Genomic DNA, 23,284 nt, shown 5'->3' on the forward strand with positions numbered 1-23,284 from the left:
TGCCTGCGGGCGAATCCGTCCATCGAGGAGCCTTGATACATTATCTCTGGCAGAAGTCAGAATGCAAAATAATATATTCTATGTTGACAGATATATAATTTCTCAACAAAGTCCAGCCTTCAGAAGCGAGGAAAAGACCAGTGCGATTTGCAGCCTATAAATCGCCGCGGGGACCTGGGCTGGCGATCGCCTTGCCGGCAGGCGAGTTCCGCGGTATCGACGCAAGCGACGCGATGTTTCCAGGATGGCTTGACGAATTGATCGCTGATGGCGTGCAGGCGTTGCATGCCGCTGGCGGGCGGCTGGCCTGCGGGCGCCGGATCGATCCGGAATCGGTAGAATGGCTGCCGCCGATCTCAAGGCCCGGCAAGATCATCTGTGTCGGCCTGAACTATGTCGATCATTCGATCGAGAGCGGCTTCGTGCCGCCGACCTATCCCACCTTGTTCGCCCGCTTCTCGACGAGCCTGATCGGGCATGGTGCTGCCATCCGCCGTCCGGAAGCGTCGATCCAGCTCGACTATGAGGGCGAGATGGTGGCCGTCATCGGCAAGGCCGGCCGCCACATCGCGCCATCCCAGGCGTTGAGCCACGTCGCCGGCTATTCCATCTTCAACGATGCCTCTATCCGCGACTTCCAGACCAAGGCGCCGCAATGGACCGTCGGCAAGAATTTCGACGGCACCGGCTGTTTCGGTCCGATCTTCGTGACATCAGACGAGTTGCCGCCGGGCGGCAAGGGCCTGCGCATCCAGACGCGTCTCAACGGTGAGGTCGTCCAGAACGCCTCGACCGACGACATGATCTTCGACGTCGTCTCGCTGATCTCGATCATCAGCGAAGCCATCACGCTGGAGCCGGGCGACATTCTCGTCACCGGCACGCCATCGGGCGTCGGCGTGGCGCGCAAGCCGCAGTTGTTCATGAAGCATGGCGATGTCTGCGAGGTCGAACTCGAAGGCGTCGGCATCCTCTCCAATGTCGTGGCCGACGACGTCGCCGCCCGGCAAGCCGTCAACCAATAACCCCGCCAAACCCGAAAGGACGATGTCATGACAAGAGTGATGTTTAGAAATGCCATGATCTGGGACGGCACGGGCGCCGACGCCTATCCGGCCGATCTGCTGGTCGACAATGGCCGCATCGTCACCATTGCGCACACGCCAGGTCAATTGTCCGGCGACGGTGCGACGACGGTTGAATGCCGCGGTATGACGCTGATGCCTGGCCTCGTCGAAGGCCATGCCCATATCTCCTTTGGCGGCGCGATCAAGGATTCCGACCTCGGCCTGATCCCGCCCGAGGAGCATCTTCTGCTCACCATGCGCAATGCCAAGACCTTGCTCGACCATGGTTTCACCAGTGCCTATAGTGCGGCAACCTCGAAGCTCAGGCTCGACATCGTCATCCGCAATGAGATCAATGCCGGCCGCTTGCCGGGTCCGCGCATGCGCGCCGGCAGTCCGGAGATTACGGTCACCGGCGGCCTCGGCGACGAGCGCCAGCAGCATATGTACCACGAGAGCTTCGGCATGATCGCCGATGGCGTCGAGGAGATCACCAAGGCGGTGCGGCTCTGCTGCCGCGAAGGCGCCGACAACATCAAGATCAATATCTCCGGCGATGATCTGAGCCCGGCGGCGCATGGTGGCCTCACCGTCATGAGCGAGGCCGAAGTGCGGACGGCGGTGCAGGTGGCGCGTGACTTCGGCAAGAAGATCAACTGCCATGCCCGCGCAGCCGGCTCGGTCAAGCGCGCGGTGAAGTGTGGCGTCGACGTCATCTACCACTGCGAATCCGCCGACGAGGAGGCGCTGGACGCGCTGGAATCGGCCAAGGACCGCATCTTCGTCGGCCCGGCCATCGGCATCATCTACGGCACGCTCTATGAGGGCGAGCCCTTCGGCTTCACGCATGAGATGGCGGTGAAGTTCGGCATGCAGCGCATCCTGGACGACAGCCGCAAGGTTTACACGGAACTCCGCAAGCGCGGCGTGCGCGCGCTGATCGGCGGCGACTACGGCTTCGCGCAGACGCCGCAGGGCACCAATGCGCGCGACCTCAAGCATTTCGTCGACCTGCTCGGCTATTCGCCCAGCGAAGCCTTGCAGTGCGGCACACGGCTCGGCGGCCAGGTGATGGGCCTTGGCGATGAGCTTGGCATGGTCAAGGAAGGCTTCATCGCCGATCTCCTGCTGGTCAATGGCGACCCGCTGAAGGACCTCGACATGATGGTGCATGAGAAGAACCTCGTCGTCATCATGAAGGATGGCGAGCTTTACAAGGATCAGTCCGCCTCCGTCGCCGCGCAGCGGCAGGCAGCCTGAGATCATGCAGCCGCAAGTTCCGATCGATGTCGATGAGACAAGCGGCATCTGGCGGACCGACGAGCTGCCCATGGTCTATCTGCCTAGGCACTTTCTGGTGAACAATCATCTCGCGGTCGAGGAAGCCCTCGGTCGCGAGACCTACCGCGCCATCCTGCGTCAGGCGACGGCAAAGTCCGCCATCGAATGGTGCGAGGCGCAAGTCCGTGGCAAGGGGCTCGATCGCGAGGCGACATTCCGCCACTATTTCCAGCGCCTGTCGCAGCGCGGCTGGGGCCAGTTCTCGATCGATATGTTGGACGTTGCCGGCAGTCGCGGAAGCATCAGCCTCAGGAATTCGATCTTTGCCCTCGAGGCCGGGCACCAACCCGGCCAGCGCGTCTGCTACATGTTCGAGGGCTTTGTCACCGGCGCGCTTTCGTTTCTGCTTCGTCACTCGGCGGCGAAGTCGGGCAAGATCGAAGCGGAGGAGATACACTGCGCCTGCGAAGGCCAGCACGATCATTGCCGTTTCGACTTCTCGTTAACGCCATAAAATCGCACCACGAAGTGTATCTTCCGCGTTCTCGACTTCGCCCTTCAAGATTTCGGGATACTGCTTGGTCAGAAAGACGCGAACCTTGCACTGCAACGGGGATTGAGCGCTGCCAGCCTTCGCGGATCCAGACTGGCCCGCGCGAGGGGAAGCTTCAAGACAATCGAACACATCGCGGTGGCGCTTGTGATCGTACGGCAGCGGCCGGGGAGAAAAAGCTACCTGATAGCGACACCATCGATCGGGACGAACCAGACGGCAATTTCCGCGAGCCTTTCTGTTTTGACGTCGCCAAGTGTTGACCAAGCGATGGCCAGCGATGCGGGGCAGATTGCTCGGGAATGGCGTCAGAAGCCCGAGAGGGCATCGGACACGTTCTATCGCGTTCTCGCGTGTACATCGCACAAGGCGTCTGACGCGTGCTTCGGCGCGGACGGCAGACAGATTGTGCAATAGCCCGGACCCTGTTCGCGACGAGTTGCGTGGCTCGAACTCCGGTGACAGATCTACTGGCGTTCGCCAGGATCGGAGCAACTCGGCCATCAGCCGTTGGGAATTCCGGCGGCTACGCTGCGCGTAAACGGCGTATCGGACACTCCAGAGCATGATTTCAAGGCTGTCCCAAGGCACCGGAAGGGATTTGCGTCAGATCTGACCGGCTCAAGACATACTTTCAGTCATTATTTCATTGATCACTATGCATTTCTTTTAGTTATACGCAACTCCTACACTATCTCTCGCCGCCAACCCTGACGGTGATGTCAGACAAGGAGTGGGACCACCGACCGTTTGAGAAATAAAGCCGTTCGACTGGTGCGGATTTCTATCGAGTTGAATTACGTGACGCGACCAGAATGGCCGCCAATACCGTAGCAACGGAGAGGGAGAGGGTGCTCGATCTCGACGGTTCGATGCGAGACCGCGATGTCAGGTCCAGTATGCCGAGCAACGTCTGCAACTGCGCTTGAGCCTGGCGCAGCGTGAACGGCTAGCCGCAACCAAATGCCCCAAACCCGAACCCTTTCAGGAGGCGGCCATCGGAAGCCCTTCGAAGGGCGTCATGCCCTACACAGGGCCACAAAGGAGACCAGCAGTGATTATCACCACTATCCAGAACGACGGCTCCGGGCCGCCGACCATCCGAGAGCATCTATCCCGCCTCTTGAAGTTCATCTCTCTGTTTGCAGGAGCCACGATCATGACCCAATCTGCCCTTGCCGCCCCGAACGTCGTCAGCGACCCGAACATTGATCCGCAGGTTCGTTCGTTCCTGGAGCAGATCAACAAGGACCCTAGCCCCTTCTGGGAACTGCCTCAGCCGAAGCCGCAGGAGATTCTGACGGGACTCCAGAACCAGACGCAGGTTGACATGTCCGGCGTCACCACGGCGGAGAAGACCATCACGCAGAACGGGCACCAAGTGAAGCTTTACGTCATGAAGCCTGAGAAGGTGAGTGGGAAGACGGGTGTCTTGCTCTTTATCCATGGTGGCGTTTGGATTGTCGGCAACTACGAGAACCATAAGCGCCTGCTGCGCGATCTGGTGGTTGGATCGGGCCAGATTGGTGTGTTCGTCGAATATACGCCGCTGCCGACGGCCAAATTCCCGACCCAATTGGAGGAGTCCTACGCCGCGCTCCAGTGGGTTGCTGCCCATGCCGGCGAGTTCGGTGCTGATGGGAAGCACATCGCGGTCGCTGGCAACTCGGTCGGCGGCAATATGACTGCAGCCCTGTCACTGATGGCGAAAGATCGCAATGGTCCGAAAATCAGCTATCAGGTGCTGCTCATCCCCGCTACGGACGCCAGCGTCGATACCCAGTCCTATCTGGACTATGGCACGGACCGCTTTCTGGCGCGCTCATTCATGAAGTACGGCTGGGATCTCTATGCACCCGACGCCAAGACACGCGACAATCCTTACGTCTCGCCGCTACGCGCCACGCTCGATCAGCTGAAGGGCTTGCCACCAGCGCTCGTCATCACCGCCGAAAACGATCCTCTTCGCGACGAAGGGGAGGCCTATGCCCACAAGCTGGAGCAGGCCGGCGTCGACGTAGCTGCCGTGCGCTACAATGGTACGATACACGATTTCGTGCTTCTGAACGCGCTACGTCATGTTCCATCGACGGATGCAGCATTGCGGCAAATCGCCGATGGCATTCGCGAGCATATCGCAAAGTAGAGGAGCGATCCGGGGCGACACGGTTTGTCTCCGTGTCGTCTCTTTCGCTAGATGAGATTTTGGTTGGAGTGGTTTGGAAATCCATCTGGGAGATGCACTCAATCCACTTTAGGCGGGCACTAGCCTACCCGCATGGTATGTGCACGACGAACGCCGACGTTATCAACCAGGACCTGCTGGCCTTTGTGAAACGCTAGATCGCCGCGCGCTCTATCGGGCGCAAAGTGGGGATCCAGTTCTTAAGACGCGCCGAGGACGCGATTGCTGATGTGCCTATGTTTCTGCATCAGACGGTCAATTCCTGTACGAAATCTAGAAAGGCGCGAACTTTGGCGGAGACTAAATTCGACGCATGATGATAGGCATAGAGAGGGAAAGTCTCGTCTACCCAGTCCGGAAGCAACTGGACAACTCGCCCCTCCGAGAGCAGATCTTTGACATAGAGCTCCAGCAATTGCGCGATGCCAACTCCCCCGACGCAAGCCCCAACTAAGGAGGCTGTGTCGTTGACCATCAGCCGCCCGGGAGCCTCGAATGGAACAACTTCCCGGCCTCGCTGAAACTCCCACTCAAAGGGACGCCCCGTCGTCGGATCGCGGATTAATATGCATTGATGTCCTTTCTCCAAATCCCTCGGATGCTTGGGCTCGCCTCGGCGCGCAAGATAGGCGGTGGAAGCACACGTCAGGACACGCGTTTCGAGCAATAACCTAGCTTTTAGGGAAGAGGACTCCGGTTCTCCGAAACGGATCGCGACGTCGAAGCCGTCTGCGACCAGATCGCCCATTCTGTCGCGCACACTTATTTCGACGGAAAGATCAGGGAAACGGTCAAGGAATTCGTTCATTCGCCGCGCTAATATATAGTGACCGAATGTACCATCCGTGTTGACTCTTAGCCGCCCTCGAACAACCGCCTTTGACCCGCTGGCCGTCACTGATGCATCCTCGATGCCGGCGAGAAGTGGCGCGATTGCTTCATAGAAGCGCCGACCTTCGTCAGTTAGCGAGATAGCACGAGAGGTGCGATTGAAGATTCGGATGCCGACCCGCTCCTCTAGGCGAGCTACGGCGCGACTCACCGCGGGCTGAGTTAGGCCCATGGCTTCGCCTGCTCGGGCGAAACTGCCAGCCTCGACCACGGCTGAGAGAACGCCGACCCCGCTCAGCAATCTAGTGTCGAAAGCCATATAGGCATACTTTCAGTTATCCTTTCAGTGAAAGTTATGCATTTTTTTTAGCCTCACTCAAGTCCTAGATTGCTCCCGGCCACCGCCTTTGATGGCGATGCAAGACATGAAGGAGCAACACATGAGCAAGACTGGAAAGGTTGCACTAATCACCGGCTCATCGCGCGGTATCGGTGCAGAACTCGCCCTTCACCTCGCGATGAACGGGTTTAAGATCGTCGTGAATTATGCTGGCAGTGCGGGTCCAGCCCGGGAAGTTGCCGACAAGATTGCAGCGTCGGGCGGCGAAGCGATCGTCGCACAGGCTGACGTCGCCAATCCCGCGGCGGTCATCGCTATGTTCGACGCGGCCGAGAATGCCTTTGGCGGGGTCGATGTTGTCGTCAACTGTGCCGGCATCCTGAAGCTCGCTAAAATCGCCGACCTCGACGACAAGACATTCGACCAGACCATCGCAATCAATCTAAAGGGCACGTTCAACGTCTGCCGTGAAGCGGCAAAGCGCTTGCGAGTCGGTGGACGCATTATCAATTTCTCATCCAGTGTCATCGGCGCTCGCCTGCCGACCTATGGGGTTTATATCGCTACCAAGGCCGCTGTCGAAGGCCTGACCCAGGTCTTAGCTCAGGAAATGCGCGGCCGCGGCATCAGTGTGAACGCGATCGCGCCCGGTCCTGTCGCCACTGACCTCTTCCTGAGCGGAAAGAGCCCGGAACTCATCGATCACATGGCGAAGATGAATCCGCTCGAACGTCTCGGCCAGCCCCAGGATATTGCGCGCGTCGTCGGCTTTCTCGCTGGCCTTGAGGGCGGCTGGATCAACGGCCAGACGATTCGCGCGAACGGTGGAATGTGCTGACGGGAACCCCCTCAAGCTTATCCCCACTCACTGTCTAGGAGCCTCACCATGAAAGAAGTGATCCTTGTCACCGGCGCATCTAGCGGCTTCGGCCTGCTGTCCGCCCGAGCACTCGCTCAAGCGGGCCACACGGTCTACGCTTCAATGCGGGAGACCACCGGGCGCAACGCGCCGCGAGTTGCAGAGGTTGAGGCTTATGCAAAGGAGTTGGGCGTCGACCTGAGGACGGTCGAACTTGACGTCAGTTCTGATCCGTCCGTGACCGCCGGGGTTACCAAGATAATCGCGGACAATGGCCGGCTCGACGTTATCGTGCATAACGCTGGCCATATGGTGTTTGGACCAGCAGAGGCCTTCACGCCCGAGCAATATGCTGAACTATATGACATCAACGTTCTTTCGACGCAGCGCATCAACCGGGTGGCGTTGCCGCAGCTTCGCAAACAGGGGCGTGGCCTGTTGGTCTGGGTTTCGTCCTCATCCACGCGCGGTGGGACACCGCCGTTTCTAGCACCGTATTTCGCCGCCAAAGCTGCTATGGATTCGCTCGCTGTATCCTATGCGAGCGAAGTCGCACGCTGGGGCGTTGAAACCTCAATCGTGGTTCCGGGCGCCTTCACCAAGGGCACTAACCACTTCGCTCATTCTGGCACGCCGGCCGATAAAGGCGTGGTCGCGGCCTATGAGGGCGGCCCTTATGCGGGGGTCGCTGACCAGGCGCTGAAAGGTTTGGCCGCATTGGAACCCGCAGACGCCGATGCCTCGGCTGTCGCGATAGCAATTGCCGACGTCGTGAATGCGCCATTCGGAAAACGGCCCTATCGCGTCTTCGTTGATCCCTCACAGGATGGGGCTGAAGAAGTGTTCAGGATCGGCGATCGCATGCGCCGCGAGATGTTTCGAAACATCGGTCTCAAAGATCTTCTCGCTCCACACATTAACGGTTGAAAGACCACTGCGGCACACGCCTTCGCATCCGCCGCTCGGCGGCGACCGAGAGCGGGACATGGGGACATCAGCTTAATGCCGCGCCCATCCGCTTGGAAATCGAAACGATCCATGCGCGCAGTTCCGGGCCGAAGGGCTTTTGCAAGGCTGCACGGTCCCAGGCAAGGAAATAGGCCTGAGACAATTTTAGCCGCTGATCGAAAGGGACAATGAGCCGGCCGGATGCAATATCCTCGGCGGCCATCGAAAGTTGCGCCAGCACTATGCCCCTTCCGTTCGTCGCGGCATCGATCGCGGCGCTCGACAAGGAGAAGGCGACTTCGCCCGAAACCTTTCGGTACGATGCCCCGATGCTTGCGGCCCATTCCGCCCAACCTGGCGGCGAGCGGTGGTCGCGGGCCCACTCTATGCTGAGAAGCGGCAGATCGAGAATGTCGGCGGGTTTACGCACAGGATGCTTGGCGAGCAGCGCTGGCGAGCATGCCGGCACCACCCAATCCGTGAACAGTTCGGTGTAGTGGTTGAAATCACGATACTTGTCACCGTAGGAAATACGGAAATCAAACTCTTCTGTGTCCAATCGGGGCTCTGTCTCGGCGCCAACCAGGCGCACCGTCGCGCCGGCATGGCTGGCCTGCCAATCCAGCAGTTGCGGGCCGATCCATTTGCTGGCCAGCGATGGCAGGCAGGAGATGGTCAAAGTGTCCGCGGAGCGGGCCCGTTCGATGACATCCTGAGCCTCGCGAATCTGTTCGAATCCGACGGAAACCGCTGCGTGATAGACACGGCCCAACGCCGTGAGGGCCACGCTCCTGCCGCGCCGTTCCAACAGCCTCGCCTCCAGGGCATCTTCGGCCTTGCGTATCTGTTGGCTGACGGCGCCGACCGACACTCCAAGCTCGTTTGCCGCGGCGGTCACGCTGCCGCACCTGCCGAAAGCCTCGAAGGCCTGTATCGCACGCAACGGGGGCGTCTTGTTCACCTGGGCAACGATCCTGAGGTCAGCTTGATTTAGTTTTTCTAAAATAGAACGCAGATGCAAGCCCTATGTCGCCCCAGGCTCGCACGATATTCGTTTTCGTGTTCACAAGCTGGGGAGGACGCCATGTTTCTTCGAAACTGCTGGTACGTTGCCGCATGGGATCATGAGGTCGCCGACCGGCTGGTGCCAACCCGAATCCTCGGCGAGGACATTGTCCTCTACCGACGGACCGATGGCCAGGTGGCGGCGCTCGAAGACGCATGTCCGCATCGCAAGCTGCCTTTGTCCATGGGCCGCATCAAGGGCGACACGGTCGAATGCGGCTATCACGGCCTGACCTTCGACAGCACGGGAACCTGCACGCGTGTGCCGGGCGCGGAAAAGATACCGCATGTCGCATGCGTCCGCTCCTATCCGATCGCCGAACGCTACGGACTGCTCTGGATATGGATGGGCGAGGCGGCCAAGGCCGATCCCGCCTTGATTTTCGAGGTCGACCACTGGGGCGATCCGGCATGGGGCGTCAACCGCGGCGAGTCGATGTCGCTGGATTGCAATTATCTCTACATGACCGATAATTTGCTCGATCCCTCGCATGTGTCATGGGTCCACCAATCCTCCTTCGGCGGCGTCCAGGCTATGGAGGATGCGCCGCTCGAAACGACGGTCGGCGCGGACGGTGTGACCGTGTGGCGCTGGGTGGTCGATGCCGAGCCGGCGCCTTTCTATGCGCCCTTCCTCAAATTCACCGGCAAATGCGACCGCAAGCAGCATTATGAGGTGCGTTACCCCTCAAACGCGATCATCAAGGCGATCTTCGTGCCGGCCCGCACCGGCGGCGAAGGCAAGCCGCTGCACGAGGACGTGTTCCTCATGGACAGCTACAATTTCATGACGCCGGTCGATGAGAACCAGACGAAATACCACTGGTTCCAGATGCGCAACTTCGCGCCCGACGATCTGGAGGTTTCGCGCCAGTTCGCCACATCCGTGCGTGGCGCCTTCGACGAGGATCGCGTCGTGCTCAATGCCGTGCACAAGGGCATGGCCGACAAGCGCACGCCCAATCTCGATCTCAAGATCGATGTCGGTCCGCTGCGCTTCCGTCGCAACCTCGCCAAGCTGATCGCCAGCGAGAGCCAGGAATTGGCGGCCGCCGAATGAACGCATTCACCGCCCGCGACACTATCGCAAGCAGCGGGTTTCGTGACCTGAAGGTGGTCGCGAAGGTGAAGGAAAGCGCTGTCATCACGTCGTTTCATTTCGAGCCGGTCAATCCACGCGACTGGCGCGCTTTCGAGCCGGGCCAGTTCCTGGTGTTCCGCATTCCGGTGCCCGGGAGTGCCGCCGGCGAAAGGGGATACGTGCTGCGCAACTACAGCGTCTCCTGTTCGCCGGCCAGCGAGGCCCGTTACCGCATCAGCGTCAAGCGCGAGGTCGCACCCGCCCCGGGGCTTCGCGACGGGACAGGCTCGTGCTTCCTGCATGACCAGGTCGACGTCGGCGATGTGCTCCAGGCGGAAGGGCCGCGCGGCGATTTCGTGCTCGACAGGACCAGCCCCCGTCCGGTCGTGCTGCTCAGCGGCGGCGTCGGGCTGACGCCGATGGTGTCGATGCTGCATGCGCTGGCCTCGATGCCGGGCCGCCGTGCCGTCTTTATCCATGCTTGCGAGAATGGCGACGTGCATGCCTTGCGCGACGAGGTGGCGGGCCTTGTCGCCACCCGGCCCGGGCTGATCGCCCATTACTGCTACCGATCGCCGTCCGAACACGACAGGGCCGAGCGGCGCTTTCAAAGCGAGGGCATGATTTCGCGAGACGTGCTGCAGCGCCTGCTGCCGATCGACGACTATGATTTCTATCTCTGCGGGCCACCGCCGTTCATGCAGGCGATCTACGGCCTGTTGCGCGGGCTTGGCGTGCCGAAGCATCGTATCGCTTACGAATTCTTTGGCCCGGCGACGGTGCTCGAGCCGGATGCGGTGCGAGTCCTCCCGGGTCCCGTGCAGCCGGCAAGTATCGAGGCGACCGGCGAGGCGATAACAGTGGAGTTCCGAAAGTCGGGCCTCCGGGCTGTCTGGGATGGCTCGGCGGCATCGCTGCTCGACTTTGCCGAGGACCAGGGCCTGTTCCCGGAATTCAGCTGCAGGGCCGGCATTTGCGGGACTTGCAAGTCGCGGCTGGTCTCGGGCGAGGTCGCCTATTTCGAAGAACCGCTGGACGAACTTAGGGCAGGCGAAGTGCTGCTGTGCTGCTCGAAGCCGCGCGGATCAGTCGTCCTGGATATTTGACAAGATCGTCGTGCCGCGCGTGGCCGGGGGAAACGGAAGTCGGGATTTGGAACAGTCGGTCAAACCAGCGTCAAGCCTGCCACTCAATCCGCATGTCGCGGCATTGCCGTCCTACAATGCCGGCATGAACATCGCGATGGCGCGGGCTCTGAGCGGGCGCCACGACATCGCCCGGCTTGCCAGCAACGAAAACCCCGACGGTTGTTCTCCCGCCGTCACCGCCGCGCTGGCCTCCTCGTCGTTTGAGCCATGGCGTTATGCCGATCCGGCCTGCACGGCGTTGCGGGCGGCACTTGGCGATAGACTGACGGTCGACCCCAACCTGATTGTCGTCGGCAATGGCTCCGAGGAGATGATCGCCGCCATCTCGCGTGCCGTCCTGGTGCCGGGCGCCTCGGTGGTGACGACGGTGCCGAGCTTCGGCTTGCATGAGATAGAGCCGCTGGCGGCCGGTGCTGATGTCGTCAAGATCGCCATGACGCCGGAGATGAGCTTCGACCTTGCCGCGCTCGAAACGGCGATCGCCGCCGGGCCGCGAGTGGTCTTCATATCCTCGCCCTGGAACCCGGTCGGCCCCGGTCTCGACCGCTCCAGCTTGCGACGGCTGATCGGCGCCGTTCGGCCCGGCACGCTTCTCGTCCTCGACGAGGCGTATTTCGAGTTTGCCGATCCCGGCGCGCCGGACGGCATCGAGGTTCTGCGCGACAGCTCTATCGACCATGTCGTGCTGCGGACGTTTTCGAAGGCTTATGGCCTGGCGGGACTGCGCGTGGGTTATGCCGTCTGTTCCAGCCTTGAACTGGCGAGAGTGATTGCCGCCGCGAAGACGCCGTTCAACGTCAACGCCGCGGCGCAGACCGCCGCTGTGGCTGCCCTTGCCGATGAAGGTTGGATGAAGGCGTCGGTGGGGCGCATCAGAGCCGAGCGTGCCCGCACAGCCGCCGCGCTTGCCGGCCTTGGCTTCCAGATTGCGCGGTCGCAAACGAACTTCCTGTTCTTCGACGGCAAGGTCGACAGTTCGAGCCTTGCCGCTGGTCTCCTCAAGCAGGCGATTATCGTCAAGGCGTGGCGTGAGGCCGGCTATGAGCGCTTTTTGCGCGTCACCATCGGCTCCCCGGCGGAAAACGACCGGCTGATCACGGCGCTCCAGGGATTGGTGGCACAATGACCGGCCTCGCTTCTCCAGGGCAAACGGGCTGGATCGGCCAGGCGGTGCCATTGCCTGTTGTCGACAGCATCCGCGGTGTCGTCGGCGCCTCGAACGTGCGGACCGGCGACGATGCCAGGGCGATCGACCTTGGGTCGAACGGTATGGATTGCGGCGCCGGCATTGTCGTCACGCCTTCGTCGACGGAGGAGGTCGCGGCGGTGGTGCGCATCTGCCGCCGCAACGAGGTTCCCATCGTGCCGCAAGGCGGGCGGACCGGCCTGGTCGGCGGCAGCATTTCGCGGCCGGGCGAGATCGTCCTGTCGACGGCGCGCTTGAGCCACATCGATCGGCTCGATCCAATCGAGCGCGTGGCGGTGGTCGGCGCCGGCGTCACTCTGGAAGCCCTGCAGCAGGCCGCGCTCGAACACCGGCTGGAACCGGGCATAGACCTTGCAGCGCGCGGCTCGGCGACGATCGGCGGCATGGTGTCCACCAATGCCGGTGGGGTGATGGCCTTTCGCAACGGCGTCATGCGCCATCGCGTGCTTGGCCTCGAGGCCGTGCTGGCCGACGGATCGATCTATTCCGATCTGACCCGGGTGGTGAAGAATTCCGCCGGCTACGACCTGAAGCATCTCTTCATCGGTGCCGAGGGCACGCTCGGCATCGTCACCCGCGTGGTCGTCAAGCTCGATCCTTCGCCGCGAGCCACCGCCACCGCGCTTTTCGGCCTGCCGTCGGTCGACGCGGCTTTGCAGATCATCCGCATGGCGCTGGAATCGGATGTGGGGCATCTGCGCGCGGCGGAGGCGATGTGGAACTCGTATTTCAGGCTGGCCGCCGCCGTGCATGGATGGTCCGAAGCCGGCGTGGCGCCCGGGCAGCCTTTGTTCCTGCTGCTGTCGCTTGGCGGCGCGCGCGAGGACGCGCTGCGCGAGGATTTCGAGCGGATTTATTCGGAAGCGATGGAGCGTCATCCCGAAGCGACCGGCATCATTGCCGGCTCACGCCGGCAGGAGGACGATTTGTGGCGGCTGCGCGAGGATACCGGCGTGCTTTACCGCGCTCATCCCGATGCGCCTTCTTTCGACGTATCTGTGCCATTGTCGGAGATTTCAGCCTATCTCGAAAGGATCATACCCGGCCTTGCCGCGATCGAATCGGGTCTTGCGCCCTATGTCTTCGGACATCTGGCCGATGGGAACCTGCATATCGTGCTCAACCGCCAGGGTCCGCTGGCTCCTCACATCGCGAAGGCGGTCGAGGACGTCCTGTATCAACAGCTTCGGGAGATTGGCGGTTCCTTTTCCGCCGAGCATGGCGTTGGGTCGAAGCGCATCCATTCCCTGGTGGCGACAGCCGACCCGACGAAGCTCGCTGCGATGGAGCGGGTGAAAAGAGCCCTGGACGATCAGTCGATCATGAACCCCGACAAGGTGCTTGCCTGCGATGCCTGGTTCGTCCGGTCCTCCAGGCCGCTCCCTTCCGGCAGCGAGCGCCGACTGCCCCTTAAGAACGCGAGCGATCTCAACGATGAATAGCCCCACGGCGGAACGACAGGGAATGAACGGATTGACCGCGGCTGCCAGTCGCCCGGCGGGACCAATGGTACGCCATGAAGAGCCGGCGCCCTATGCCCCGGATTTCGCCGGCTTGCGCCAGGGCTTCCGCGAGGCGGCCAAGCGGGCGGGCGCGGAACTGTCTGAATATATCCATCCGCTGAACGGACCGGATGGCGAGGCCCTGGCGACCGATGTGGCGCTGCTTGGCCGCCGCGATGCGCCGAAACTGATCGTGCTCATCTCCGGAACGCATGGCGTTGAAGGGCCGTTCGGCTCGGCCTGCCAGACCGCGTGGCTGGGCCAGAAGAACCTGCGGCGTCTGCCCGACGACATAGCGATCCTTGCCATCCACCTCATCAATCCCTGGGGCACGGCATGGTCGCGGCGCGTCAATGAAGACAATGTCGACCTCAACCGCAACTTCATCGACTGGGCGGCGGGTGCTCCCGTCAACAACGGCTATGCCGGCTTGCACGATGCGCTTGCCTACCATGAATGGGAAGGGTCGGACCGCATAGCGGCCGACGAGAAGCTCGCCGCGGCACGCAGGAAACTTGGGCATGCCGGACTGGCGGCGATCGTCGAGGCCGGCCAGTATGAATTCGCCGACGGGCTGTATTACGGCGGCGGCGGTCCCGTCTGGTCGAACCGCACCTTGCACGAGATCCTCAAGACCTTTGCCGGCGGGGCACGCCAGGTCATCGTCTTCGACCTGCATACCGGCGCCGGGCCCTATGGTTATCCGGCTCTGCTCTCGGTGGCGAGTTCCGAGCATCCCGGCCTTGCCTGGGGCAAATCCATCTTCGGGCCAGCGCTAGCGACAGTCCTTACAGGTCCGGGCGCCAAGACGGGCACCGGCATCGCCGCAACTGCGACCGGCTATGTCTCCGATGCCGTCCGCAAGGCAATGCCGAGGGCGCGCGTGCTGCCGCTTGTCATCGAATGCGGCACGCTGGACGGCCCGACCGTGATGGAAGCGGTGCAAGCCGACAATTGGCTGCATCTGTTCGGCAAGCTCGATTCGCCGCTGGGCAGGCGGATCCGGGACACGCTGCGCTCGGCCTTCATTCCGGCCGACGCGGATTGGCAGCGGACCTGCCTGTCGAGCAGCCTGCGATACTTCGACCGTGCGCTGGCGGACCTGCAGGCTGTCGAGATCGGCCAGGACGAGGCCGTCGCGAAAGAACAGACGTCGCCGGCCGTTCGCGCCGCGATGGTCGCCCAGGCCCCCGCCCAGGAACCGAGGCCCACGACACCAGCCGTGCAGATCGACGAGCTTCACAAGAGCTTCGGCTCCCTTCTGGTGTTGAAGGGGGTCAATCTCACGGCGCATGCCGGGGAGGTGATTTCCATGATCGGCTCGTCCGGATCCGGCAAGAGCACGTTCCTGCGTTGCATCAACCTCCTGGAGCAGCCGGATGGCGGCAAGGTCGCCATCGACGGCGAGGTCATCAAGATGAAGCCGCTGTCGAACGGCCGTGTCGGGCCGACCGACATGGCGCAGGTCGAACGCATCCGCGCCCGCGTCGGGATGGTCTTCCAGAACTTCAATCTCTGGCCGCACATGACGGTGGTCGAGAACATCATCGAGGCGCCCCGGCATGTGCTGAAGGAGCCCCGCGAGAAGGCCATCGAACACGCCCACGCCCTGTTGAAGAAGGTCGGGCTCGCCGACAAGCACGCCCATTATCCGGGCCAGCTGTCCGGCGGCCAGCAGCAGCGCGCGGCGATCGCGCGGACGCTTGCGATGCGGCCCAAGGTCATCCTCTTCGACGAACCGACATCGGCGCTCGATCCCGAGCTGGTCGGCGAGGTGTTGCGGGTGATCCGTCAACTGGCGGAGGAAGGCAACACCATGATCCTCGTGACGCATGAGATGCAGTTCGCGCGCGAGGTCTCCCACAAGGTCCTGTTTCTCCACCAGGGAAAGGTGGAGGAGGAGGGTGCGCCCGCGGAGCTGTTCGGCAGCCCGCGCTCGGAGCGTCTGCGTCAGTTCCTGGCGCGCACGCTGTGAGGAGAAACCGCACCCTCGAAGCGTTCGGTTCGCACCGGACAACGGCAATGAAGATCAACAACAAGGGGAACTGACATGAAACTGAAAGTCTTGACGCTGCTCGCCTTTCTCGCGGGAAGCATGGGCAGCGCATTGGCCGCCGAAGGCGAATTGTCCATCGGAACGGAAGGCGCCTACCCGCCATGGAGCATGTCCGACGCCAATGGCAATGTCACCGGTTTCGACGCCGATGTCGGCGCATTGCTCTGCACCAAGCTCCAAGTGAAGTGCCACTTCGTCGTGCAGGCCTTCGACGGGTTGATCCCGGCGCTGAAGGCCAAGCGCTTCGACGTCATCATCTCCGGCATGTCGATCACCGCCGATCGCAAGAAGGAGATCAATTTCAGCGTCGGCTACGCCGAACTGGCCAATATGTTCGTCGCGGCCAAGGGCTCTGATCTCGCTGTCATCACCGACGTCGACACGCTGCTGAAATCGCTCGACGGCAAGAAGGTCGGCGTGCAGGCCGGCACGACGCACGCGCATTTCCTCGAGAAGCGCGCGCCGAACGCCGACCTGAAAACCTACGATACGCTCGACCAGATGCAGATCGACCTTGCGAGCGGCCGTATCGACACCGCTTTCGCCGATCAATCCGCCTTGCAGGACTTTCTGGACAAGCCGGATGGCAAGAACTTCCAACTGGTCGGCGTTGAGATCAAGAGCACATATGATCCGACGCTCGGCGAAGGCATCGGCGTCGGTATTGCGCAGGACAATACCGAGCTCAAGGCCAAGATCGACAAGGCGCTTTGCGAGCTGATCGCCGATGGTTCGGTCGGCAAGGCCAGCCAGAAATGGTTCAAGACGGACATTTCCCGGCCCTGCCAGTGACGGCTTGGGTTTCCAGCGCATGTGCCCGGGCAACCGGGCGCATGTATCCGGGCTTCGTCTCATTCGCTTAGCAGACTAGGACGCTCACATGGAATTCGGTCTCTGGCAAGTTTGGGAAGCGGGTTGGGTTCCCGCGATCTTGCGCGGCGCATCGATAACGATCTTCGTCGGTCTCGTCAGCATGGCGGCCGGGCTGGTCATCGGCACTGTCTGCGGCCTGATCAAGTGGGCCCGGATATTTCCGCTTTCGCTGCTGGTCGATGCCTATACGTCGCTGGTGCGTGGCGTGCCCGAACTGCTGATCATCTACCTGCTGTTTTTCAGTTCGGTTGAATTCGTGACCAGGGTCGTGACCGCTTTCGGCTATGCCGGCGTCGCCGAGAGCGGCTATGCGTTCGTTATCGCGGTCATCGCCATCGGCGCCATTTCAGGCGCCTATTCGACCGAGGTCGTGCGCGGGGCGCTCGGCGCCATCCCCAATGGGCATATCGAGGCCGCTCGCGCGCTCGGACTGCCCGGCGGCCGGATCTTCCGCCGCATCATCGCGTCGCAGATGCTGCGCATCGCCGTTCCCGGCATCAACAATGTCTGGCAGACCACCATCAAGGACACGGCGCTGGTCTCGGTGGTCGGCCTTCAGGAATTGATGCGCATTTCATTCATCGGCGCGAACTCCACCCGCCATCCGTTCATCTTCTATCTGATCGCGGCAGTGGTTTATCTCCTCATCACGCTTGCAAGTCAGGCCGGGTTCGACGGGATCGAACGCCTGCTCAGGCTGCGGACGAGAAAGTAGTATGATGGACCTCATCCAGCTTGCGGTTCCCGTTCTGCTCAAGGGCCTGTGGGTCACGGCGGCGCTGACGTTCGTTTCGGTGCTGATCGGCTTCAATCTGGGTCTCGGCCTGGCGCTGATGCGCCTGTCCTCCAACCGCCTCCTGTCAGGCTTCGCCAAATATTACAGCAACGTCTTTCGCGGGACCCCGCTGCTGGTGCAGATTTTCCTGTTCTATTACGGGCTTGGCCAGCTTGCCCTGATCAAGGACAACGCGGCTTTGTGGTGGGTGATCAGCGACGGCGCGCGCTGCGCCGTGCTGGCGCTGGCGCTGAACACGGCCGCCTACACATCCGAGATCCTGCGCGGCGGATTGATGTCGGTTCCGGTTGGTCTTGTCGAGGCGGCCCAGGCGTGCGGCATGTCGCGCATCTTGCGGTTCCGGCGCATCGAGTTCCCGCTCGCCATCCGCCAGGCGCTGCCGGCCTATGGCAACGAACTCATTCTCGTCGTCAAGGGCACCAGCCTCGCATCCACAATCACGGTGCTGGAAATCACCGGCTATGCCAAGCGGCTGATGAGCCAGACCTTCGCGATCTTCGAAATTTTCGCCATCGCTGGGGTGCTCTATCTGGTGATCAACCTGCTGTTGATCGCGATCATCCGCTCCATTGAGCGTTTTCTCATGCGGCACGAGGCCCCCTCCCGCCAGGATTCGGCCGCACCGTCTCCGGCAGCCTCGTGACGGTGCTTCCCTCGTTGTGCCACTCCGACGCGCCAGTCGCGAGCGAGCTACAAATCCGGATGGTTCAATCGTGCTCCCTGGGATTGGGCTCAGCGCCCGGAGGCAGCGTCATGACGTCGGCCCACTCGGGATGCTTGCGATATTGCGCGCGGACATAGGGACATATCGGCAGAATCCTGAAGCCGTTTCTGCGTGCGTCTTCCACCATGAAGGAAACCAAGGCAGCGGCAGCGCCAGTTCCCCTATCGTCTCCGGCGCACCCGTGTGATCGGCGCTGATCAGATCGGCGCCCCTCTTCGTGCAGGTGATCTCGGCCTCTGCGTCGATCCCCTCTATGCGGGCCACATAGCGTCCATGCCGCTCCCCGGTTTGTTCCTTGCTGATTTCAATGTCAGCCATGATCTTCTCCGTTGTTCCTGCCAAACCATTCCTGTGCGACCACCGTATCCTCCGGTGTAAGCTCATGCGCTGCTTCGACGACGCGCATGTCCAGCGTCGCGCCGGATGCTGCGAGCCAATCCGCCAGCCGGGAGCCGTCACCCAACGGATCGCGCGAGCCGGAGACCATCAGAACGCCAACGTTGCCCAGGTCGGCCGTGGGCAAGGTCTCCAGCACCGCCATTGATCGCAAAAGGATCGCCCGGCGGATGACTCCCGGTTGCAGACCAATCATCGCGGCGGCGAAATTCGCGCCGTTGGAAAATCCGAGAAAGCTTATGCGTCCGGATTCGAGCCCATAACCCGTGATGGCGCCTTCCACGAAGGCCGCGAAGGCCTCAGCCTCGGCTTGGATGTCAGCCTGATCGAAGGTGGTGGCCGTCATCCGGCGGAACCAGCGCGCGCTTCCCTCTTCGTGGCTGCGTCCGCGCACGCCGAGCAGTGTCGCGCGCGGCGCCACCCGGTGCGCCAGCGGCATCAGATCCGCCTCCGTCCCGCCGCTGCCATGCAGCAGGATGATCGTGCTGCCGTCCGGATTTTCGGGTGTGTGAAAGCGATGCACGAATGGCAGGTCGCGCCGTGGCAAACGCGCCTCTCCAGGCAAGGCGAACTGCGGCAACATGATCCGAAGATCATCGGCGCGGTCCTTGTCGGCCGGAGGCAGCATCAAGGTTGTCCCCAGTTGCTCCGCTGTTTCGTCGACGGTGAAGCCCGGCCCGTCCGTTGCCACTTCCAGCAAAGTGCCCGCGGGCTCGCGCACATAGAGGGACGTGAAATAGCGCCGGTCGTGGACATTGGTGGGCGACGAATTGAGCCGCGACAGTTGCTCCCGCAGCGCATCAATGGCCGCGGTGTCCGGGGCACGGAATGCAACATGGTCGGCCGTACCGGTGCCGGGAATGCGAGGGACATAGCCAGAGCCGTCACGGATATCGATGGCATCGGTATCGGACAGAAGACGCGTGATACTGCCCCGGCCGGGACCACGCCGATAGCCGAACCTCTCGATGAAAGCGGCGGACTGTTCCGGAACCTCCGACAGGATCGTCACGGCCCGCAACCGACGCGGGGCAATCTCGGCTTTGCCCCACGAATGCGTCGCGGAAAGATCGGAAGCGACCAGTTTCACGATGATGCCATCCGGGTCCTTCAGTCTCAGGACAGCTTCGCCGAATTCGTGCATCGGCCCGTCAACCGCAACGCCATATTTCAAGGCGCGCGTCATCCATTCGCCAAGGCTGGCCGGAGGGACTGCGAAGGCTATTTCAAAAACCTGGCCATTGCCCACGCGCCCCGGCGCGCCGTCTTCCCAGACAAGGAAGGTGACGAGTGAACCTGGAGATCCAAGCCCATCACCATAGAAAAGATGGAGCTGTTCGGCATCCTCGTAACCGCCTGTGCGCTTGACCAGCCGCAAGCCAAGGAAACCGACATAGAAATCGACATTCGCCTGCACATTGCGGGTGATCAGGGTGACGTGATGGATGCCGCTTGGCTGATGGCTGCTCATGTCGGCATCCTGTCTGTCGGGTTTATCTGCATGAAGGCGTCCTCGTCGGCGCATCGAGGGATTGCTTAAGATCAGTGACCTGAAGCGTCGATAGTCGGGACGAGAAAATTCGGCATCGTCTCCGGGCGGCAGGCGGGATCCAGACCTGTCTTGCCGCATTGAGCCTCTTGCCTGCCCGGCCTCAAATTTCTGGCCCCAATCGAAGTGGACACTCGCGTTCTCGATTATCCTTGGGGTGGCAGCGACCGGGGGGTATTGAGGAAACCGGTCGCGCAAGGCGCCTTATGGGCCGGGGGTCAGGAAGGTAGCGACGGCATCGATCTCCTGCTGCCTGACCTCATGCCCGCCATCGTGCAATTTCAAATCGACCTTTGCGCCCTGGCCTTCGAGATAGCCGGCCAACGCCTCTGTCAAGGGCAGCGGGCAGATCGGATCGCGCCTGCCGGCGGTGATCAGAACCTCAAGCGATCGCAGACCCGGATTGGGTCGCGGCGACCAGGGGATCAACGGGTGCATCAGCACCACCCGGTCGAAAAGCTCTGGTGCATCGAAGATCACCGAAGCGAGAATGTTCGCGCCGTTGGAGTAGCCGAGTCCGAAGACCGTTGCGCTTTCATTCGCTTCCCGGTGCGCACGGATGAAATCCGTCATCTTCCTGGTACGGGTCGCAAGGTCCGCCATGTCGTAGACACCTTCCGCCTTGCGGCGGAAAAAGCGGTTTGCGCCATGCTCCGACACGTCGCCTCTCGGCGAGACGATGCCGGCTCCGGGCAATATCTGCCCTATCAGGCCGGTGAACTGATGTTCGTCACCGCCGGTTCCGTGGAACGCGAAAACAAGCGGAGCCCCGACATCGGGCTGCTTTGCGAAATGGTGGTAAGCGTCACGAGACATGATGTTCTCCTATTTCACCGAAGGCCGCCGGCCGCAGCCGGCGGCGGGATTTCCGATGTCAGTCGACGATGGGTGGGAGGATCTCTTCGATCCGGTCGCGTAGGTTGGCGTGCTGAAGCGGCAACTTCAGTGCCTCGCCGAGATGGGCGGTGTCCTCGTCGCGATTGAATCCGGGTTCATGCGTCGCCACCTCGAACAGGACACCTCCGGGCGTGCGGAAATAGATGGCCCAGAAATAGTCGCGGTCGATGACCGGGGTGACGTGATAGCCCGTGTCCATGAGTGCCTTGCGCACCTCGGCCTGGGCCGCCCTGTCCTCGACCGCGAAGGCGACGTGATGCACCGAGCCGGCACCCTGGCGCGCCGCCGGCGCGCCGGGCAACATCTCGATATCGACGAAGTCGGCGCCATTGCCGCCCTTGATGGCGTAACGGGTCAGCGCTCCCCGCCGATCGGCTTCCTCGTAGCCCATGTATTTCAGGAGTTCGCCCGTCGCGCCGCCGTCACGCAGCCGCATGGTCACCCCGTGAAATCCGTGGACACCCTCGTCGGTCGGCACCGTTCCGCCAGCGAAGGGCTGACGCTTGTCGCCATCGACTTCAGTCAGGGCAAATCCGTCGCCGTCGGGGCCGAGGAAGCGCAGGCGCTTCTCACCGAAAGCTTCGTCCTCTTGCAGTCCGAGCACGCCCTTGCCGGCAAAACGTTCTTTCCAGTAGCCAAGTGTTTCCTTCGGCACCGAAAACACGGTCTCGGAGACCTCACCGGCGCCGCGATTGCCTTTGGCGATATGCGGGAACGGGAAATAGGTCATGACCGTGCCCGCGGATCCGACCTCGTCGCCGTAATAGAGGTGATAGACGTCGGGCGCATCGAAATTGACGGTTTTCTTGACCCGGCGCAGGCCCAGCGTCTTGGTGAAAAAGTCATTGGTTTCCTGTGCATCGGCAGCCATCGAAGTGACGTGATGCAGTCCTTTGATCTGGGTAAGCATGGTGCTGTCCTCGCTCTTGGTTGTCTTCGTCGAGCAAACAGATAGCCTCCCTCTTTGGCCCCCGGAATAGACATAATCTTGCATTGATTGTTGCTCATATCGTAATAATCTCCGAATGGGTGAACTTGAATCCCTGCGCGTATTCCTGGCCGTCGCCGAACGAGGCAGTTTCGCCGGCGCGGCTCGCCAGCTCGGCATGACACCAGCGTCGGTGACGCGCACCATCGCCGGGCTTGAACGGCAGCTCGGCGTGCAATTGCTGGTACGCACGACGCGGCAGGTGTCCCTGACATCCGCCGGAGCCGTCTACGCGGCGCGCGTGGCGCCTCTTTCCCAAGGTCTCGTCCGTGCGGCGGAGGAAACCCGCGAGGCTCAGGGGATAACGTCCGGTGGCATCCGCATCAGCGCCCCGCTTTCACTAGGGCTGAAGGTGCTACCCCCCGTACTTTCGCAATTCGTGACCCTGTATCCGCAGACGCACGTCTCCCTGGCGCTTTCCGACGGGTTCGTCGATATCGTCGAAGAGGACTACGATCTCGCGATCCGGATTTCCGGGCCGCCCGTCGACAAGTCGACCATCTGGCGCAAGATAAGGGAGGTGCCGCGGGTGCTGGTTGCTGCCCCAAACTATCTGACCTCCCGCGGTACCCCGCAGTCGCCCGACGATCTGGCGGAGCATGCTTGCCTCAGCTACGCGTCGGATGCGCGCGACGAGCATTGGGAACTCTCGAAAGGCGGCGGCCGGCGAACCCACAAGGCAACCGGCGTCTTCAGCTCCAACAGTGGCGATCTGCTCGCCCGACTTGCCCTCAATGGCGAAGGGATCGTGCTCTTGCCCCGGTTCATCGTCGATGATGACCTCGCCGCTGGAAGGCTGGTGGAGGTTCTTGCGGACTGGAGCACTCCGCAGATCTGGCTCACGCTCTACTATCCGCCTTACGAAAAGCTACCGCTCCGGGTTGCCACCTTCTCCGATTTTTTCGAAGCTTATATCCAGGAAATCCGCTCGTTCTGAG

21 protein-coding genes are annotated in these 23,284 nt (G+C 61.9%); 15 read left to right on the plus strand and 6 right to left on the minus strand.

Annotated features, from left to right (window positions below; genetic code table 11):
* Positions 1-140 precede the first annotated feature (140 nt).
* From FJ938_RS17520 to FJ938_RS17535, 4 genes are all read left to right on the plus strand, one after another.
* Positions 141-1,025, plus strand: coding sequence for a fumarylacetoacetate hydrolase family protein (locus FJ938_RS17520; protein ID WP_140695735.1), 885 nt, complete (start codon positions 141-143; stop codon positions 1,023-1,025).
* Positions 1,026-1,052: 27 nt separating this feature from the next.
* Complete coding sequence (locus FJ938_RS17525) at positions 1,053-2,327, plus strand: amidohydrolase family protein (protein WP_140695738.1); 1,275 nt, start codon at positions 1,053-1,055, stop codon at positions 2,325-2,327.
* A 4-nt stretch (positions 2,328-2,331) separates the two neighbouring features.
* A complete protein-coding gene (locus tag FJ938_RS17530) occupies positions 2,332-2,862 on the plus strand; it encodes a 4-vinyl reductase (protein ID WP_140695741.1) in 531 nt (176 codons plus the stop codon).
* A gap of 1,093 nt (positions 2,863-3,955) precedes the next feature.
* The gene (locus FJ938_RS17535; RefSeq protein ID WP_246673375.1) at positions 3,956-5,047 is read left to right on the plus strand and encodes an alpha/beta hydrolase; all 1,092 of its coding nucleotides are present in this window, start codon (positions 3,956-3,958) and stop codon (positions 5,045-5,047) included.
* A gap of 286 nt (positions 5,048-5,333) precedes the next feature.
* Here FJ938_RS17535 and FJ938_RS17540 read toward each other — a convergent pair whose 3' ends face one another.
* A complete protein-coding gene (locus tag FJ938_RS17540; protein WP_140695744.1) occupies positions 5,334-6,236 on the minus strand; it encodes a LysR family transcriptional regulator in 903 nt (300 codons plus the stop codon).
* 121 nt (positions 6,237-6,357) lie between these two features.
* Between FJ938_RS17540 and FJ938_RS17545 the strand changes: the two genes are divergently transcribed.
* Positions 6,358-7,095 carry an SDR family oxidoreductase gene (locus FJ938_RS17545; protein WP_140695747.1) on the plus strand — a complete coding sequence of 246 codons (738 nt, stop codon included), beginning with the start codon at positions 6,358-6,360 and terminating at the stop codon, positions 7,093-7,095.
* A gap of 48 nt (positions 7,096-7,143) precedes the next feature.
* Positions 7,144-8,043 carry an SDR family oxidoreductase gene (locus FJ938_RS17550; RefSeq protein WP_140695750.1) on the plus strand — a complete coding sequence of 300 codons (900 nt, stop codon included), beginning with the start codon at positions 7,144-7,146 and terminating at the stop codon, positions 8,041-8,043.
* A 67-nt stretch (positions 8,044-8,110) separates the two neighbouring features.
* Here the strand turns inward: FJ938_RS17550 and FJ938_RS17555 are convergent, their stop codons facing one another.
* Positions 8,111-9,025: a LysR substrate-binding domain-containing protein gene (locus FJ938_RS17555; protein WP_140695841.1), complete on the minus strand. Its 915-nt coding sequence runs from the start codon at positions 9,023-9,025 to the stop codon at positions 8,111-8,113.
* 123 nt (positions 9,026-9,148) lie between these two features.
* Here FJ938_RS17555 and FJ938_RS17560 point away from each other — a divergent pair, with 123 nt between their 5' ends.
* The 8 genes from FJ938_RS17560 to FJ938_RS17595 all read left to right on the plus strand — a co-directional run bounded on the left by FJ938_RS17560 (position 9,149) and on the right by FJ938_RS17595 (position 18,435).
* A complete protein-coding gene (locus FJ938_RS17560; protein WP_140695753.1) occupies positions 9,149-10,189 on the plus strand; it encodes an aromatic ring-hydroxylating dioxygenase subunit alpha in 1,041 nt (346 codons plus the stop codon).
* Positions 10,186-11,316: a 2Fe-2S iron-sulfur cluster-binding protein gene (locus tag FJ938_RS17565; RefSeq protein ID WP_140695756.1), complete on the plus strand. Its 1,131-nt coding sequence runs from the start codon at positions 10,186-10,188 to the stop codon at positions 11,314-11,316. Before FJ938_RS17560 ends, FJ938_RS17565 begins: the two co-directional genes overlap by 4 nt.
* 46 nt (positions 11,317-11,362) lie before the next feature.
* The gene (hisC, locus tag FJ938_RS17570) at positions 11,363-12,484 is read left to right on the plus strand and encodes a histidinol-phosphate transaminase (RefSeq protein WP_140695759.1); all 1,122 of its coding nucleotides are present in this window, start codon (positions 11,363-11,365) and stop codon (positions 12,482-12,484) included.
* Positions 12,481-14,007, plus strand: a complete 1,527-nt coding sequence (locus FJ938_RS17575; RefSeq protein WP_140695762.1) for an FAD-binding oxidoreductase — start codon at positions 12,481-12,483, stop codon at positions 14,005-14,007. Before hisC ends, FJ938_RS17575 begins: the two co-directional genes overlap by 4 nt.
* Before the next feature lie 64 nt (positions 14,008-14,071).
* Complete coding sequence (locus FJ938_RS30295; protein ID WP_281409099.1) at positions 14,072-16,042, plus strand: DUF2817 domain-containing protein; 1,971 nt, start codon at positions 14,072-14,074, stop codon at positions 16,040-16,042.
* A gap of 75 nt (positions 16,043-16,117) precedes the next feature.
* A complete protein-coding gene (locus FJ938_RS17585) occupies positions 16,118-16,915 on the plus strand; it encodes a transporter substrate-binding domain-containing protein (protein WP_140695768.1) in 798 nt (265 codons plus the stop codon).
* Positions 16,916-17,003: 88 nt separating this feature from the next.
* A complete protein-coding gene (locus tag FJ938_RS17590; RefSeq protein WP_140695771.1) occupies positions 17,004-17,711 on the plus strand; it encodes an ABC transporter permease subunit in 708 nt (235 codons plus the stop codon).
* A 4-nt stretch (positions 17,712-17,715) separates the two neighbouring features.
* On the plus strand, positions 17,716-18,435 hold the full coding sequence (locus tag FJ938_RS17595) for an ABC transporter permease (RefSeq protein WP_181169126.1): 720 nt from the start codon (positions 17,716-17,718) through the stop codon (positions 18,433-18,435).
* A gap of 64 nt (positions 18,436-18,499) precedes the next feature.
* Here FJ938_RS17595 and FJ938_RS29985 read toward each other — a convergent pair whose 3' ends face one another.
* The 4 genes from FJ938_RS29985 to FJ938_RS17615 all read right to left on the minus strand — a co-directional run bounded on the left by FJ938_RS29985 (position 18,500) and on the right by FJ938_RS17615 (position 22,268).
* Positions 18,500-18,643, minus strand: a complete 144-nt coding sequence (locus FJ938_RS29985; protein ID WP_246673376.1) for an N-acetyltransferase — start codon at positions 18,641-18,643, stop codon at positions 18,500-18,502.
* Positions 18,644-18,826: 183 nt separating this feature from the next.
* The gene (locus FJ938_RS17605; protein WP_140695844.1) at positions 18,827-20,383 is read right to left on the minus strand and encodes a VOC family protein; all 1,557 of its coding nucleotides are present in this window, start codon (positions 20,381-20,383) and stop codon (positions 18,827-18,829) included.
* Positions 20,384-20,665: 282 nt separating this feature from the next.
* Positions 20,666-21,277 (minus strand): alpha/beta hydrolase, encoded by a 612-nt coding sequence (locus FJ938_RS17610; RefSeq protein ID WP_140695776.1) that lies wholly within the window; start codon positions 21,275-21,277, stop codon positions 20,666-20,668.
* 58 nt (positions 21,278-21,335) lie between these two features.
* Positions 21,336-22,268: a ring-cleaving dioxygenase gene (locus FJ938_RS17615; protein ID WP_140695779.1), complete on the minus strand. Its 933-nt coding sequence runs from the start codon at positions 22,266-22,268 to the stop codon at positions 21,336-21,338.
* A 115-nt stretch (positions 22,269-22,383) separates the two neighbouring features.
* Here FJ938_RS17615 and FJ938_RS17620 point away from each other — a divergent pair, with 115 nt between their 5' ends.
* Positions 22,384-23,283: a LysR family transcriptional regulator gene (locus FJ938_RS17620; protein ID WP_140612162.1), complete on the plus strand. Its 900-nt coding sequence runs from the start codon at positions 22,384-22,386 to the stop codon at positions 23,281-23,283.
* The last annotated feature ends 1 nt before the right edge of the window (position 23,284 follow it).

The organism is Mesorhizobium sp. B2-4-14, from assembly GCF_006442155.1.
Classification (GTDB): domain Bacteria; phylum Pseudomonadota; class Alphaproteobacteria; order Rhizobiales; family Rhizobiaceae; genus Mesorhizobium.

What these genes read in the sequence shown, in the direction of transcription:
- FJ938_RS17605 (WP_140695844.1), bottom strand. Translation starts at nt 20,383, where the DNA reads ATGAGCAGCCATCAGCCAAGCGGCATCCATCACGTCACCCTGATCACC.
- FJ938_RS17530 (WP_140695741.1), top strand. Translation starts at nt 2,332, where the DNA reads ATGCAGCCGCAAGTTCCGATCGATGTCGATGAGACAAGCGGCATCTGG.
- FJ938_RS17590 (WP_140695771.1), top strand. Translation starts at nt 17,004, where the DNA reads ATGGAATTCGGTCTCTGGCAAGTTTGGGAAGCGGGTTGGGTTCCCGCG.
- FJ938_RS29985 (WP_246673376.1), bottom strand. Translation starts at nt 18,643, where the DNA reads ATGGTGGAAGACGCACGCAGAAACGGCTTCAGGATTCTGCCGATATGT.
- FJ938_RS17540 (WP_140695744.1), bottom strand. Translation starts at nt 6,236, where the DNA reads ATGGCTTTCGACACTAGATTGCTGAGCGGGGTCGGCGTTCTCTCAGCC.
- FJ938_RS17620 (WP_140612162.1), top strand. Translation starts at nt 22,384, where the DNA reads ATGGGTGAACTTGAATCCCTGCGCGTATTCCTGGCCGTCGCCGAACGA.
- FJ938_RS17610 (WP_140695776.1), bottom strand. Translation starts at nt 21,277, where the DNA reads ATGTCTCGTGACGCTTACCACCATTTCGCAAAGCAGCCCGATGTCGGG.
- FJ938_RS17560 (WP_140695753.1), top strand. Translation starts at nt 9,149, where the DNA reads ATGTTTCTTCGAAACTGCTGGTACGTTGCCGCATGGGATCATGAGGTC.
- FJ938_RS17595 (WP_181169126.1), top strand. Translation starts at nt 17,716, where the DNA reads ATGGACCTCATCCAGCTTGCGGTTCCCGTTCTGCTCAAGGGCCTGTGG.
- FJ938_RS17545 (WP_140695747.1), top strand. Translation starts at nt 6,358, where the DNA reads ATGAGCAAGACTGGAAAGGTTGCACTAATCACCGGCTCATCGCGCGGT.
- FJ938_RS17575 (WP_140695762.1), top strand. Translation starts at nt 12,481, where the DNA reads ATGACCGGCCTCGCTTCTCCAGGGCAAACGGGCTGGATCGGCCAGGCG.
- FJ938_RS17585 (WP_140695768.1), top strand. Translation starts at nt 16,118, where the DNA reads ATGAAACTGAAAGTCTTGACGCTGCTCGCCTTTCTCGCGGGAAGCATG.
- FJ938_RS30295 (WP_281409099.1), top strand. Translation starts at nt 14,072, where the DNA reads ATGGTACGCCATGAAGAGCCGGCGCCCTATGCCCCGGATTTCGCCGGC.
- FJ938_RS17615 (WP_140695779.1), bottom strand. Translation starts at nt 22,268, where the DNA reads ATGCTTACCCAGATCAAAGGACTGCATCACGTCACTTCGATGGCTGCC.
- FJ938_RS17525 (WP_140695738.1), top strand. Translation starts at nt 1,053, where the DNA reads ATGACAAGAGTGATGTTTAGAAATGCCATGATCTGGGACGGCACGGGC.
- FJ938_RS17550 (WP_140695750.1), top strand. Translation starts at nt 7,144, where the DNA reads ATGAAAGAAGTGATCCTTGTCACCGGCGCATCTAGCGGCTTCGGCCTG.
- FJ938_RS17565 (WP_140695756.1), top strand. Translation starts at nt 10,186, where the DNA reads ATGAACGCATTCACCGCCCGCGACACTATCGCAAGCAGCGGGTTTCGT.